This window comes from Paenibacillus sp. FSL K6-1230 (assembly GCF_038002385.1).
In the GTDB taxonomy this organism is placed as follows: Bacteria; Bacillota; Bacilli; order Paenibacillales; family Paenibacillaceae; genus Paenibacillus; species Paenibacillus massiliensis.
In genome coordinates this window covers 2852082-2869118 of record NZ_JBBOCK010000001.1, presented here as the reverse complement: position 1 = coordinate 2869118, position 17037 = coordinate 2852082, and the positions used below count along the sequence as shown (strand labels likewise).

General features: G+C 53.6%; 1 protein-coding gene (cut by a window edge). It reads right to left on the bottom strand.

The window, feature by feature from the left end:
- Positions 1-171: 171 nt before the first annotated feature.
- Positions 172-17037, bottom strand: the end of a protein-coding gene (locus MKX74_RS12500) for a non-ribosomal peptide synthase/polyketide synthase (protein WP_341178583.1). 27063 nt of this gene lie beyond the right edge of the window; only the last 16866 of its 43929 coding nucleotides appear in the window; its start codon lies beyond the right edge, outside the window — the gene reads right to left on this strand; it ends in the stop codon at positions 172-174.

Genomic DNA, 17037 nt, shown 5'->3' with positions numbered 1-17037 from the left:
GCTTCATGGGGCTTCTCCCCGCTTGGAATGGTGCTTGGCTAATAACTTGAGCTCGTTTATCGGAAAAATACAGTGCAGGCAGGGACAGCAGACTCGCTGCTGCCCTCTGCACATGCAATGTGAATCAAACCTGTAGGAACAGTACCGGGAACTTCAACTTACCGTCAGATGCTAGAAAGCAAAATCAATGGAATCCGGCGTGAAGCCTTTTGGTTGCTCGTCTGTGTGCACCTGAATATCACCGAGTGGTATATCTGGATTAGCGACTACTTGCGACAGAATCGCGATGAAGTCATTACTGAGTCGCTCCATCACGGCTGCCCCGAACAGCTTGGTGCAGTATTCAAAAGATCCTCGCAGTACACGATCCTCCTCACTCATGGATAGAGTCAGATCGAATTTGGAAATCCGATGCTCCTGCTCATACGGTCGGAAGGAAAGGGATTCCAGACTCGCCTCCTGTGACTCCGTATTTTGCAGCACGAACATGGTATCGAATAGTGGATTCCGACTCGCATCACGAGGGATATCCAGCTTCTCCACCAGCTCCTCTAACGGATAATCCTGATGCTCGAATGCTTGCAGCGTACGATCTCTCACCTCAAGCAAGTAGCTGTGGAACGTGTGATGATCCGTAGGCTGATGACGAATCGCCAACGTATTCACGAACATACCAATCAGCGGCTCAAGCTCTGGCTGTGAACGACCAGCCACCGGAGTACCGATGATTAGATCATTCTGGCCACTGTATTTGGACAACAGCAATGTATAGGCACCCAGCAGGACCATATATAACGTGCTTCCGGTCTGCGCTGCCAATTGCTTCAGCTGTGCATACACAGTTGGCTCGACTGCAAAATCATACAATGCTCCCTCGAAGCTGCGTGTTGCAGGTCTTGGATAGGCAATCGGCAGATCAAGTACAGGCAGTGGGCCCGTCAAATGCTCAAGCCAGAACCGCTCCCGACGCTGGTAGCGCTCCTCTTGTATCTGCTGCTGCTGCCATACCGCATAATCCTTATACTGAATATGCAGTGGTGGAAGCTCCTGTCCTTCGTACAGTTGTACCAGCTCTTGCACGATATTATTCGACGATGCTCCATCGGAGATGATATGGTGCATGTCGTACATCAACAGATGACGGTCGCCTCCAGTCCGCACAAGACGAACACGCAATAGCGGTGCAGATCGGAGATCAAAGCTGCGTACAAAGGAGTCTATATGTGTCTCCAACTCCGATTCTGCGCCCTCCAGTCGTTCTATCGCAAATTCAACCTGCTCATGAATGCGCTGCACAACCTCGCCATCCACCATCTCAAAGCTGGTACGCAGTGTATCATGACGAGCAATCACTGCACGGAAAGCCTGCTCCAGACGATCAGCATCCAAGGCTCCTGCCACTTTCAATACACCCGGCATGTTGTAGCTTGTATCTCCGCCCTCCAGATGGCTCAAAAGGTATACTCGTTTTTGAGCCGAGGAGACTGGATAATATGTCTGCTTCGGTGCGGAAGAAATGGCTGTGTAGACAGTCGTTCCTTGCTTCGCAATGAGTCTAGCCTGCTCCTCAATAGTGACGTACTGGAACACCTCACGCAGCGTAATCAGACTTCCCAGCTCCTGATGGATTCTCGCCACAAGCGTCGTCGCCCGCAGAGAATGTCCGCCTACATCGAAGAACGAGTCGTCGATGCTTACGCTAGACAGCTTGAGGACATCCTGCCATATGCGTGCAAGCTGTGCTTCCAGTGCGGTCCGTGGTGCAATATGCTCACGTCCACCACCAAGTCTTGCTTCTGGCGCAGGCAGCGCCTTGCGATCCACCTTGCCACTTGCTGTCAGCGGGAATTGCTCCAGCTGTACAACATAAGTCGGAATCATGTAATCCGGCAGTATTGGCTGCAGAACGCTTCGCAGCTCCGGCAGATTCACTGGAGATACTGCCATGATATAAGCACACAGTTCCTTGTGCCCATCCTCTTGCTCCCACACGGTGACCACCGCACCATGGATATCGTCTACCTTAAGGAGCTGCGCTTCGATCTCGCCCAACTCGATCCGATAGCCGCGAATCTTCACCTGTTGGTCCATCCGGCCCAGATACTCAATACTTCCATCCGGTAACCAACGAGCCAGATCCCCCGTTCGATACATCCGGTCAGTCTGATGACTAATGGATGGATGTTCGATCTCGACAGCATGTACGGAATTCACGAACGGATTGTGCAAGAATCTTGCTGTCGTTAGCTCCGGTAGATTCAGGTAGCCTCGTCCTACACCTTGCCCACCAATATAGAGCTCGCCTGCCACCCCGATCGGCACCAACTGCTGCTTGCCGTTCAGAATATACAGAGACTGCTTACCGAGCGGTGTACCGATGGATAATGTGTGCTGTCCTTGCTTCAACAGCTCATCAAGGCTTCTCACATCCTCCACGGTATAAGCGGTAGCATCCACAGTTGTTTCTGTAGGGCCATACACGTTGGTGATAATCGGATGATACCCGGACCACTTGTGCATGAAGGTGTGAAGAAGAGCTACCGGCAACGCCTCGCCACCAATCAGGTAATGCTTGACCTCTGGCGCCTCGGGTACTGCAACCGTCTCGTTCAGGATTTGCAAATGCGCAGGTGTGCCATCTGACAAGTCAATGTTGTGCGTACGATAGTAGCCAATCAATAGTTCGCCGTTCAGACTCACATCGCGGGAGACTATATGCAAGGTGTGACCTAATAACAGGGCCGCAAAGATTTGCTGAACGGATGCATCGAATACATAGGCCGACAGCCAAGCCACCTGCAATGGTCGATCATAACGGCTGTATACACGATCAGCGAGAGCATCCACCAGATGGTTGACGCTGCCTTGCTCGATCAGCACACCTTTCGGTTGTCCGGTCGTACCTGACGTATAGATGATGTACGCCAAATTATGCAGATCCACCGTGGAAGTCAGATTGTGGACTTCCTGCTCAGCCATTAGAGCTCTAATATCCTCGTCGTCGATTACTATAGCTTGGACCGTAGCGGGTAAACGAACCTCTGAATGAACTGAACTGGATGTAATCACCACACGTGCTCCACTATCCTCAAGCATGTATTGAATCCGTTCCTGCGGATACATGCGATCCATCGGAACATACGCGCCTCCAGCCTTGAGTATGCCGAGAATACTCACAGCGATCTCAGCCGAACGCTCCAGCAAAATACCAACCGGTTGGTCAGCTTCCACTCCTGCTGCTCGCAGCAGACGAGCTAAGCGATTCGCTCGCTCATTCAACTCGGCGTAGGTCATGCCTGTATCCTCAAATACGACCGCGACCCGTTCAGGATGCTGCTGTACTTGTGCCTCGAAGCGTTCACTAAGCGAGAGTCCCGGCGCCTCCGCACCTTGACTATAATCTTCCACCCGTAGACTGTGTAGCTGCGGATCGTTGAATACGTTCAAAATGTGCTGACTCTCATCCTCTGTGATCAGGGCGATCTCTCCGAGCTTCACATCCGGATTCGCTGCCACGGCCTCTGCCAGGCGAACGAAGTGACGGGTCATCCGCTCAATGGTCTCATGACGGAACAATGCCGTTGCATATTGCAGACCAAGCTGGATACCGCCCTCTTCCTCACGCGCCTCCAGTGTCAGATCGAACTTCGCTGGAGCCTGATCCATCTCATGTGGACGGAAGCTCAGCTCTGCCAGCTGCTGTAGCTCGCCTTCCTCCGTCGTATGCAAGGTGAACATCGTATCGAATAACGGATTGCGGCTCATGTCCCGCTTCACGTTCAGGCGATCCACCAGCTCCTCGAACGGATAATCCTGATGTTCGAAGGCCTGCAATGATCGAAGCTTCACATCCTCCACATAGCTGCGGAAGCTCTGCTCCGCACTTGGATAATTTCGCAAGGCCAGCGTGCCAACGAACATCCCGATGATCGGCGCCAGGTCCGCATGCGGACGTCCTGCAATCGGCGTACCAACGATAATGTCCTCCTGTGCCGTGTAGTGATGCAGCAGCGTCGTATATGCCGCCAGCAGCACCATGTACAGGGTCGATCCGCTTTGGGTCGCCAGCTCCTTCAGGCGATCACTGACCTCTCGATCCAGTCCGAACACAATCGTGTCCCCTTCACTGCTGCGTACTGCCGGACGAGCATAATCTGTCCGTAGATCCAGTACAGGCAGTTCACCACGGAACGTATCCAGCCAGTAGGCTTCCTGACGCTGCATCCATGCCTGCTGTGCCTGGCTGTGCTGCCAGATAGCATAGTCCTTATATTGCAGACGCAATGGCTGCAATTGTTCTCCGTCATACAGGCGAACGAATTCGTCTGTAAGGACTCCCATGGATACACCATCCGAGACAATGTGGTGCATATCAAGCAACAGTAAATACTGACCTTGGGCTTGCACTTGAGGTTGCTCTTGTGGTTGTTCTTCTGGTTGCTCTTGGGCTTGCTCATGTTGCTGGCCTTCTACTTGCGCTTGCTGCTCCAGCGCCACTTGCGATGCTTGCAGTTGGCCTTGCAATTGTTCTTGTAGCCATGCCGTTCCTGCAGTCAATTCGACCACACCGACCCGCAGCAGCGGAGCGTTATGCAGCTCGAACGGGCGAACGAAGCTCTTCACCAATTTTTGAATCACAGCGTTCTCGTCTGCTGCTTCATCCGTTGTAGCTGAGTCTGTCTCCATGTCTGCCTGGATGGATGACGATGGCGCTGCACGATTGACCATATCTATGCTCGCATCTAGATCGCCTGCTGGTGTCGTCACGGTCTCTTGTGCTGCTGCCACTTCATTCTGCGCCTGTACATACTCGACCTCGAATGACACGGTATCTTCAATCCATTGCACTGGCTCTCCATCCACCAGCCCAAAGCGAGTCCGCAACGTCGCATGACGTGCAATGACTTGACGGAATGCCGCCTCTACCCGCTTCACATCCAGCGGACCGCTGACATGCAGCACCGATGGCATGTTGTAGCTAATATCCTGCGGGTCCAGCTGATGCAGGACGTACAGTCGCTGCTGAGCCGAGGACAGTGGATAGTAGCCGCGCTCTTCGGATACCGGAATTGCTGCGTAGGTCACCTGCTCCAGCTGCTCCAGAACAGCGGCCATTTGCTCGATCGTTGGTGCTTCAAAAATTCGCCGCAGTGGCAGCTGCTTGTTCAGCTCTTTGTGAATCTTGGCTGCCAGTGTCGTCGCCCGCAGTGAATGTCCGCCAATCTCGAAGAAATTGTCCTTCACGCCGACCTGCGTTAGACCCAGCACATCCTGCCAGACCTCCGCCAGCTTCGCTTCCAACCATGTACGTGGTGCAACATATTCAGCACCGCTGTGCAGATTACCATCTGGAGCCGGAAGCGCTTTGCGGTCAATCTTGCCATTCGGTGTCAGTGGCATCTGCTCCAGTTGGATCAGATACGATGGCACCATGTAGTTCGGCAGTTCAGCGGCTAATTGTGCGCGCAGCTCACTTGCACCCACTTCTTGTTCAGCTACATAATAGGCCACCAGTTGGTTTTGCCCCTGCTCATCTGCTTGCGCGAGTACAATGACCTCCTGTACAGCTTCCACCTTCAGCAGCTGAGCCTCCACCTCGCCCAGCTCAATCCGGTAGCCACGAATCTTCACCTGATGGTCGATCCGGCCCAAGTATTCGATGTTGCCGTCCGACATCCAGCGCGCCAGGTCTCCGGTACGGTACATCCGCTCATAATGGCTCGTGGCATGGCTCGCTGCCTGTCTAGCTGCTCGACCTTCTGTCATGTCATGCCCTTCAGCTTCAGAGCCAAGTTCAGCGTCAGTCAGTCGCGCTTCACCTACAACTCCAGCAGCTTCCTCAGACTCCTTTACTTCTCCAGTCACGAACGGATTCGGCACGAACTTCTCCGCCGTCAGCTCCGCACGATCCAGATAGCCACGGGCCAGACCTGGACCGGATACGCACAGTTCGCCCGCTACGCCGACAGGTGCCAGATGACCATGAGCATCCACGATGTAGACCCGGTGATTCGGCATCGGACGTCCAATCGAGATGATCTCCCCTGCCCGGCTATCCTCAGATACCGGCCAGATGGATGTTGCGACCGAATTCTCCGTTGGACCATAGCCGTTGTAATACGACACCTGATCCTTCCACTTGTACACCAGCTCCGTTGAGGTCGCTGATCCAGCTGTGAACAGAATCCGCAGGCTTGGCATGCGCTCCGGCTCCAGATACACCGCATACGTCGGCGGTAAGGCCGCCACGCTAATCCGGTGCTCCGCCATATACTGCTCGAACCGCTCATAGTTCAGGATCGTCTCACTGGTCGGTACATACAGCGTCGCTCCGCAGAACAGCGCCTGGAATATTTCCCAGCATGCCGCATCGAACGAATAGCTCGCGAACAGCAACGCATGATCCGCAGGACTGATCTGCAGCGTCTGATCGAAGTAGGTCTTCAGGTTGCAGAGGCCATGATGCTCCAGCATGACGCCCTTCGGCTGGCCCGTCGTACCTGAGGTATAGATGACATACGCCAGATCGTTCGGTCCAGACCATGGCTCCAGATTCGAGCCATCTCCATGGTAGACGGCATCCGTCCCATCCAGGACGAGCATACGTCCATCGAACGCAACTTTATCTGCCAGATGACGCTGAGTCAGCAGCAGCTGTGCTCCCGAGTCCTCCAGCATGTAGCGAATTCGCTCCTCTGGATACGTCGGGTCAATCGGCACATACGCACCGCCGGCCTTCAGGATCGCGAAGATGCCTACGATCATGTCCACCGAGCGCTCGGTCATGAGACCGACCAACTGATCCTTCGTGACGCCTTCATAACGCAGCGTCCGCGCCAGACGGTTCGCTCGCTCATTCAGCTCGCGGTACGTCAGCTGCTCTCCTTCGCAGAACAGAGCTGGTTGCTCTGGAGTCTGCTCTGCCTGCGCCTCGAACAAGCCGTGAATCGTCTGCTCACTCGGATAAGCCACAGTCGTATCTCCCCAGGTGTCAAGGATCTGTCTACGCTCTGGCTCTGTGACGATTGCCAGTTCATTCACTCGAATATCCGGATTCGCTGCCACCTGCTCCAGCAGATGAACAAGATGTCCTTGAATCCGTTCCACCGCTAAGCGGTCATACAGTCCTGCGTTATATTCGAATCGGATCTTCATTGCTTCCTGTGGCATAACGACCAGATTGAAATCATAGTTCGTCTGCTCCACCATGCCCGCGTTGCTAATGGCAAAATCCGATTCTGCCCCTTCACCGAGTTGCTCGACCTGCTGCTCCACCGGATAGTTCTCAAATACGAGAATGTGATTAATCAGGTCTTGCTTTTGCTCCGTCAGAGCTTGAATTTCATAGAGCGGGTATGTCTCATAGGCCTGTGAGCGAAGCGCCTGCTGCTGTGTGCCCTTCATCAATTCAGCAAAGCTATCCTCAGCTCCACCGCGAATCCGTACCGGAATCGTGTTTATGAAGAGGCCTACCATATGTTCAATCCCTGGAATATCAGCCGGACGACCGGATACTACGCTGCCAAATACAGCGTCATCATTGCCGTTATACTTTTGAAGCAACAAGCCCCATACGGTCTGCAGCAGTGTATTGATGGTCACATGATGCTGTTTGGCAATCACGTCAATGCGTGCAGTGAGATCCTTGCCTAGATCACAAAGGATATGCTCAAATTGAGTCTGCTTCACTTTCTCCGCTTTGACAGCTGCGCCACCCGTAGGAAGTACTGCTTGCTGGTCATAGCCGAACAGATACTGGTTCCAGTAGGAAGCTGCTTCTAGATCGTCCTGCTCCTCCAGCCACTCAATATATTGATGATATGGAGTAACCGGTGACAACCTCGGCGCTCGCTGCTCCACCGCTGCAAAATACACCTCAAATACCTCATCTGTCACCAGTGCCACACACCAGCCATCCATCAGAATATGATGGGAGCTCCACACAAAGCGATAATCCTGATCGCTGGTCTGGATGATCGCTACACGCATCAGCGCATCACGCGATAGATCAAAGCCAGCTTGCTTATCCTGACGAATATATTCCTTCAGGAACACCTCTTGCTCCTGTTCGCTAAGATGACGCAGATCCTCATGCCTGAACCCAATCTCCTTATGGCGGAAAATAACCTGTACAGGCTCATCCTGCCAGCCGCTGTAGAAATTCGCTCTGAAAATCTCGTGACGCTGCAACAAATGCTGTAGGCTATCCCGGAACAGCTGCACATTGAAACGTCCATGCAGATCAAACGTCGTCTGTTCAAAGTAAGCCCCGGACCCGGCATCCAGCAGACTGTGGAACAGCATGCCTTTTTGCATCGGTGTCAGCGCGTAGACATTTTCCAACTCGCCGATATCTCGCGTCTGCGTTATCAATTGATCAAGCTCTGTCATCGTTACGTTCTTCAGCATAATATCGCTTGGAGTCAGCTCCGTCTGTTCACGCGTCACGCAGTGCTCCAGGATCTCCTGCAGACTGGCTCTCAGCCCATCCGCAAGCTTCTCCATCGTGTCAGCCTGGTACTCTTGATGACTGTAGCTAATCGTCAATTGCAGCTCACCATTGGAGATCAAACCATTGATGTCCAAGGCATAGGCTCTTGCCTGCAATGCACTGTGCTCGCTTCCGCCAGCATACGGAGATACCTGAATCGAGCCCTGTGGAACGTCCTGATCAAATTGACCCAGATAGTTGAAACTGATCTCTGGCTCTACTGTAAAGCTCTCCTGCACGTCAAGCGCGGACAGGTATCTTAAAATGCCGTAGCCAATGCCCTTTTGCGGAATATGACGGAGCCCTTCCTTCACCTGCTTAATTTGCTTGGAGAGGTCCTCGCATGCTGTCATATCCAGCACTACCGGGAATTGAGTCGTGAACCAACCCACCGTTCGTGAAATATCAATATCCTGCACGATGCCTTCACGGCCATGTCCCTCTAGACTCACAAGTACTCGCTCGATGCCAGCCCAGCGCTGAATGGACATGCCCAGCGCAGTAAGCAGCAGATCGTTTACATCTGTACTATAGGCTCGATGTGCCTGCTTGAGCAGCTGCTCTGTCTCTTCCGCTGTCCAACTGATCGTCACCAGCTCACTATCCTTGTTCAAGGAATATGGCTGCGGTGTATCCTTCGGAAGTCGCTCATAGCTGCCTTGCTCAATATCCTTCCAGAACTTCAGCTCGGCCACTGCTGCTTCACTGTCTGCATAATTGGCCTGTTCTTCTGCCCAGGTACGGAATGAATCTGATTTGTTCGGAAGCGAGATCGCTTGTCCGCTCGAGGCTTGCTCATAAGCTGCTGTAATATCCTCGAACAGAATCCGCCAGGACACGCCGTCCACCACCAAGTGATGAATCGTGATCAGCAGGTGGTCACCATCTGCGCAATGGAACAGCCCCAGTCTTACTAGTGGTCCGGCACTCAAGTCCATACTCGACTGAATTTCGTTCGCCTTGGCCTCGATGACGGTAGCTAGCTCCGTCTCCGTTCTCAGATTGATTGTTTCCAGCGTGTACAGCTCGCCTTCACCAACTGCGCGGTTATACGCCTCATAGCCGTGCTCGGCTGGACGGAATACGGTGCGTAGAGCATCGTGATGACTTACCACATGATTCATGGCTGCACGTAGCACCTTCTCATCAAAACCATCCGGGTTGTACAGCATGACGGACTGATTATGATGGTGCGCTTCTGCAAAATGCTGCTCAAAGAACCAATGCTGAACCGGGGTGAGCTTCACAGCTCCCTGTACTTCGCGCTGATCTGCCAGTCTGGTCACCGATTGTACTCTTGGTGACAAGGCCACCACCGTCGGATGGCTGAACAAGTCCTTCATCTCCATCCGGTACCCAGCCTGCAGGAGTCGTGACGACACCTGTAGCGCCTTGATGGAATCGCCACCTAGCTCGAAGAAATTGTCCTGCGTACCGATGGCTTCCATGCCCAGTACACCAGCCCAAATCTCTGCCAATACCTGCTCCACCGCTGTGCGTGGTGCAACATAGGCTGCACCGGTATGGATGCTACCCTCCGGCTCCGGCAACGCCTTGCGGTCAATCTTGCCGTTCGCCGTCAGTGGAATGGCCTCCAGACGCATCAAGCGTGCAGGCACCATATGCGCAGGCAATCCAGCCTCCAGCTCGGCTTGAATATGCTGGCTGTTCACCTCGTGTTCGCTCGTAAAGTAGCCACATAGATATTTGTGTCCACGCTCATCGGTACGATCGATCACCACGGCTTGGCGTACGCCAGCTACCTGTAGCATCGCTGTCTCAATCTCACCCAGCTCGATCCGGTAGCCACGAATCTTGACCTGATAATCCATCCGCCCAATGAAGTCTACGTTGCCATCCGGCATCCACCGCGCCAGATCCCCCGTGCGGTACAGTCGTTCCCCTGGTACATACGGGTTGTCTACGAACTTCTCCGCCGTGAGGTCCGGACGACCGAGGTAGCCACGAGCCACCCCGATACCGCCGATGCACAGCTCACCCAGTACACCGATGGGTACCGGACGCAGCTGACTGTCCACAATGTAGAAGCGGGCATTCAGCCAGGCCTGACCGATCGGCACATGGCCACTCGCTGGCAGCTTCGTCAGCTCTTCGTCGTAGAAGCTGGAGTCAATCGCCGCTTCCGTGACGCCATAGCTGTTGATGATGCGCATCTGTCCAGCGAAGCGCTCCTGCAAGTTGCGATAATCGCTCACACTGCAGCTATCCGAGCTGGTGATCAGCAGCTCCATGCTGCTCATGTCCAGTCTGTGCTCATGCACATGCTGCATGAATGGCACGATCAGAGCTGGCGTCGATTCGAATACCGTAATCTGATAATCCCGAATCCAGCCATACAATCGGCTCGGATCGATCCGGTCGTCCTTCGGACAGATGACCATCGTGCCACCATTGTAGAGCGTGCGCGCGATATCCCCGACGAACACGTCGAAGGAGAAGCTCGCTAATTGAAGCAGCCGCACCGGGAATTCGCTCAGTCGGTAATCCCGACGATAGGCTGCTGCCGTATTTACCAGACTGCGATGCTCAATCATGACGCCCTTCGGACGTCCGGTTGTACCGGAGGTGTAGATCACATACGCCAGATCCTGCGGCTCGTTGATCCACTCCAAGTCGCTGTCATCCCCGGCATAGAGCGACTCGTCATCCAGCTCCAGCACCCGGCGCAGACGTAGCTCATCTGCCGCCTTGGACTCGGAATCAGCCCCCGATGCTTCCTGCTGCTCCTGAGACTTATCTGCTATCCCCAACTCGTTAGATGTCGACAGACCTTGTTGAGCTAACAGTTCTTGCTCGGTTAATAGTTCCTTCTGTGCTAACAGTCCCTTTTGCGTCAGCAGAACCGTCGCCCCGCTATCCGCCAGCATGAAGCGAATACGCTCAGACGGATAGTCTGCATCCAGCGGCACATATGCCCCGCCAGCCTTCCATACCGCCAGCACACCGACCAGCATATCGACAGAACGCTCACTCAGGATACCGACGATGGATTCGCGCCCGATGCCATTGTCGCGCAATCGACGTGCGAGTTGGTTCGCCCTTTCATTAAGCTCACGGTAAGTAAGCTGCTCTCCCTCGTACACGACAGCTACATGTTCAGGTATGAGCTTTGCCTGCTGCTCCACGTATGGATGGAACAAAGCTGCTACCTCTGTAGGCACCTGTGTGCCGAATCTAGCGTCTACTTTTCCAGCGCCAGCACTTGCATGAATCTCATTGTCTTTCGAAGCCTCTGCGCTACCTCCACTTACATCCCCGAAGCCAAACAGGATTTGTTCCTTCTCCTCCAAGGTAATCATGTTCAGACTTGTCAGTGATTGAGAAGGATCGGCTGTAATGGATGCGATCAGCTCTGTAAAATGCTTCGCCAGTCGTGCGATCGTCGCTGGCTTGAACAGTGCCGTGCTGTACTCGAAGCTGCACAAAATGCCTTCCGGTTGCTCCACCGCATCCAGCGTCAAATCGAATTTGGACGTACGATGCTCACTTGGGTATGGCTTGAGATGCAAGCCTTCCATCTGGAATTCCTGCTGCTCAAAGGTTTTGAGCTCGAACATGGTGTCGAACAACGCATTTCGGCTAGTGTCACGTGTCAGCTTGAGTTTGTCCACTAAATCCTCAAACGGATAATCCTGATGCTCATAGGCGCTAAGTGCCTGCTCTTTGACCTCCTGCAAATATTCCAGGAATGTCTTGTCATTGGATGGGTACATACGAATGGCCAGTGTATTCAGGAATACACCTACCAGTCCCTCCAGTTCAGCATGCGGACGTCCAGCAATCGGCGTGCCCACAATGATGTCCTCTTGTCCTGAGTATTTGTGCAACAGGGTGCTATACGCAGCAAGCATAACCATGTATAGAGTCGATCCTGTCTTGGTCGCCAGCTGCTTCAGTAGCTCACCGTCCTCTGTCCGAAGTACGAAGTCCAGCCGCGCTCCTTCCTGACGTTGCACAGCCGGTCTAGCAAAGTCTGTCGGCAGCTCCAATGCCGGAATCTCGCCAGCCATCGTCTCCAGCCAATAGTTCTCTTGTCCACGAGCACGATCACTGCTCAGCTCTGCACGCTGCCATACAGCATAATCCTTGTACTGGATACGAAGCGGTGCCAGCTCCAGACCTTCATAGAGTTCAGAGAACTCCTGCACAATGATGCCAGAGGTCACACCGTCTGAAATAATATGGTGCATGTCATAGAGCATCACATGTCGCTGTGGTCCATTTTCTACTAATTGGACTCTGAGAAGCGGTGCTTCACCCAGATCAAAGGCGCGTACAAAACGCTCTACATACACGTCCGTCTCTTCCTCCGCAGCTTGTACACGCTCTACGTTGAATTCCACGGTATCTGCAATACGCTGTACGACTTCGCCATCAACCATTCCGAAGCTCGTTCGTAAAGTGTCATGACGGGCAATCAGCTTGCAGAACGCTTGCTCCAGTCTCGCAACATCCAGTTCGCCCTCAATTATGAGAGCCCCAGGCATGTTGTAGCTGACATCCCCGCCCTCCAGATGACTAAGCACATACATACGCTTCTGGGCAGAGGACACCGGATAATGTTCACGCGCTTCAACTACTGGTATGGACTCATGCACATCGTGAGTCTGTTCACCCATCAGCTGCACCAATTGCTCAATCGTCGGATATTGGAAAATATCCCGCAAGGCAAGCTTATGCTGCAGCTCCTGATGAATTTTTGCTACCAAAGTCGTCGCACGTAAAGAGTGTCCACCCACTTCAAAGAAATGGTCCGTAATACCAATCTGTGGATGATTCAGCACACGCTGCCAAATGTCCACAAGCTGTTTTTCCAGCGGCGTGCGTGGTGCTACATACACTCTGTCTGCTGCAAGCTGCACTTCCGGCTTCGGCAAAGCCTTACGGTCAATCTTGCCGCTTGGCGTCAGCGGGAACTGCTCCAGTTGCACAACATATGCTGGCACCATGTAATCCGGCAGCTTCGTCAGCAGGGCCATACGTACGTCCGATATATTCAGCATCTCTGTAGCAACAATGTAGGCGCAGAGGTCCTTATGTCCATCTTCGCTGGCAAAGGCCGTTACTACCGCTTCTTGCACAGGTTCCATATGAAGCAATTGCGCTTCAATCTCGCCCAGCTCAATCCGATATCCGCGGATCTTCACCTGATGGTCGATTCGGCCCAGATATTCAATGTTGCCATCCGGCAGCCATCTCACCAGGTCGCCCGTCCGGTACATCCGAGCCTCGTGATGCTCCGCCTGAGCTTCAGCTCCAGTCACACTGCCAAAGAACGGATCACGTACGAATTTCTCCGCGGTCAGCTCTGGACGATTCAGGTAGCCACGGGCCACACCGACACCACCAATGCACAGTTCGCCTGCTACACCGATCGGCTGCAATAGCTCGGTTCCTTCTTTGACGACATACAGACGGATATTTTGAATCGGCTTCCCGATTGGAATCAATCCGTAGGTCTCGTTCGGCTCACAATCAAAGTAAGAGACGTCGACCGTCGCTTCGGTCGGGCCATACAGGTTAATCAGCTTCGTGCCAACAAGACCTGTGATCAGGCGCTGGAACCGCTCCACATGCTGCGGCGTCAAGGCTTCACCACTCGCAAATACCTGGCGCAATGTTGCCAGTTTGACCTGCATATCTGCGCGCGGCTGGTGCTCAACATACTCCAGGAAGGCGTGCATCATCGCAGGAACGAAGTGCATGGTGCTTACCTGGTCACGAGCAATGGTATCCACGATGTCCTCTGGATTTTTCTCTCCGCCCACCGACAGCAGACTTACCTTCGAGCCCACCATGGACCACCAGAACAGCTCCCATACCGATACGTCAAAGGTAAAGGTCGTCTTTTGCAGGATGGTATCCTCGGTATTCAGTCCATACCGATCATGCATCCACAAAATCCGGTTAATGACAGAATGATGCTCAACCATAACACCCTTTGGCTTGCCCGTGGAGCCTGATGTATAGATGACATATGCAATATGTTGTGGTCCTGCCAGCTGTCCCAGATTGGAGCTATCTTTGTCATACAGCGCTTCATCCTCTAGCACCAATATTTTGCCGTTAAAGCCCTTAGCGCTGCTCGTATCTGCTTCAGTTGCTGCACGATTCACATCTGCTATTTGCACGGCAAGCTGCTCGGATAGATGCGATTGTGTCAGCACCAGTCTTGCTCCTGAATCCTCCAGCATGAAGCTGATTCGATCGGCCGGGTAGGTTGGATCAATTGGCACATAAGCACCGCCAGCCTTGAGAATCGCGTAAATACCCACAATCATTTCCAGAGAGCGCTGAGCTACAATGCCCACTGGCTGATCAGCCTGGACACCTTCTGCACGCAGCGTACGAGCCAAACGATTGGCACGTTCATTCAATTCTGCGTAAGTGAGTGATGCCTCGCCGCAGATGACCGCTACCTGCTCTGGTGTATTGGCTGCCTGCTTCTCGAATAACGTGCTTAGTGTTGATTCAGGTGCAACCGTCGTGGTTGCTGTGTCCACAATGTCAGCTATACCTGCTGTGTTTGTTATGTCTGTCGGACTTCCTGTGTTGGCAGTAGCTCCATCAGTGTTAGTCAATGCCACCGCTGTATCATTAAATACGCGGAGAATCTGATGACGCTCTTCCTCTGTAATTATCGCAATCTCGCCCAGCAACACATTCGGATTCGCTGCCACGGCCTCTGCCAGGCGAACGAAGTGACGGGTCATTCGCTCAATGGTCTCAGAACGGAACAATGCCGTCGCATATTGCAGACCAAGCTGGATACCGCCCTCTTCCTCACGCGCCTCCAGTGTCAGATCGAACTTCGCTGGCGCTTGCTCCATCTCATAGGGACGGAAGCTCAGCTCTGCCAGCTGCTGAAGTTCCCCTTCCTCCGTCGTATGCAAGGTGAACATCGTATCGAACAATGGATTACGGCTCATATCCCGCTTCACATTCAGCTGATCCACCAGCTCCTCGAACGGATAAACCTGGTGTTCGAAGGCCTGCAATGCGCGAAGCTTCACATCCTCCACATAGCTACGGAAGCTCTGCTCCGCACTTGGATAATTCCGCAGGGCCAGCGTGCCAACGAACATCCCGATCATCGGCGCAAGGTCTGCATGTGGACGCCCTGCAATCGGTGTACCGACGATAATGTCCTCCTGTGCCGTGTAGTGATGCAGCAGCGTCGTATATGCCGCCAGCAGCACCATGTACAGGGTCGATCCGCTTTGGGTCGCCAGCTCCTTCAGGCGATCACTGACCTCTCGATCCAGTCCGAACACAATCGTGTCCCCTTCACTGCTGCGTACTGCCGGACGAGCATAATCTGTCCGTAGATCCAGTACAGGCAGTTCACCACGGAACGTATCCAGCCAGTAGGCTTCCTGACGCTGCATCCATGCCTGCTGTGCCTGGCTGTGCTGCCAGATAGCATAGTCCTTGTATTGCAGGCGCAATGGCTGCAATTCTTCTCCGCCATACAGGCGAACGAATTCGTCTGTAAGGACTCCCATGGATACACCATCCGAGACAATGTGGTGCATATCAAGCAACAGTAAATACTGACCTTGGGCTTGCACTTGAGGTTGCTCTTGTGGTTGTTCTTCTGGTAGCTCTTGGGCTTGCTCATGTTGCTGGCCTTCTACTTGCGCTTGCTGCTCCAGCGCCACTTGCATTTCTTGCATTTGACCTTGCGATTGTTCTTGTAGCCATGCCGTTCCTGCAGTCAGTTCGACCACACCGACCCGCAGCAGCGGAGCGCTATGCAGCTCGAACGGGCGAACGAAGCTCTTCACCAATTTTTGAATCACAGCGTTCTCGTCTGCTGCTTCATCCGTTGTAGCTGAGTCTGTCTCCATGTCTGCCTGAATGGATGAAGATGGCGCTGCACGATTGACCATATCTATGCTCGTATCTAGATCGCCTGCTGGTGTCGTCACGGTCTCTTGTGCCGCCGCCGCTTCATTCTGCGCCTGCAAATACTCGACCTTGAATGACACGGTATCTTCAATCCATTGCACAGGCTCTCCGTCCACCAGCCCAAAGCGAGTCCGCAACGTCGCATGACGTGCAATGACTTGACGGAATGCCGCCTCTACCCGCTTCACATCCAGCGGACCGCTGACATGCAGCACCGATGGCATGTTGTAGCTAATATCCTGTGGGTCCAGCTGATGCAGGACATACAGTCGCTGCTGAGCCGAGGACAGTGGATAGTAGCTGCGCTCTTCCGATACCGGAATGGCGGCATAGGTCATCTGCTCCAGCTGCTCCAGCACAACGGCCATTTGCTCGATCGTTGGCGCTTCAAAAATTCGCCGCAGCGGCAGCTGCTTGTTCAGCTCTTTGTGAATCTTGGCTGCCAGTGTCGTCGCCCGCAGTGAATGTCCACCAATCTCGAAGAAATTGTCCTTCACGCCGACCTGCGTTAGACCCAGCACATCCTGCCAGACCTTCGCCAGCTTCGCTTCCAACCATGTACGTGGTGCAACATAAGCTGCTTCACTCTGCAGTCCACCTTCCGGTGCCGGGAG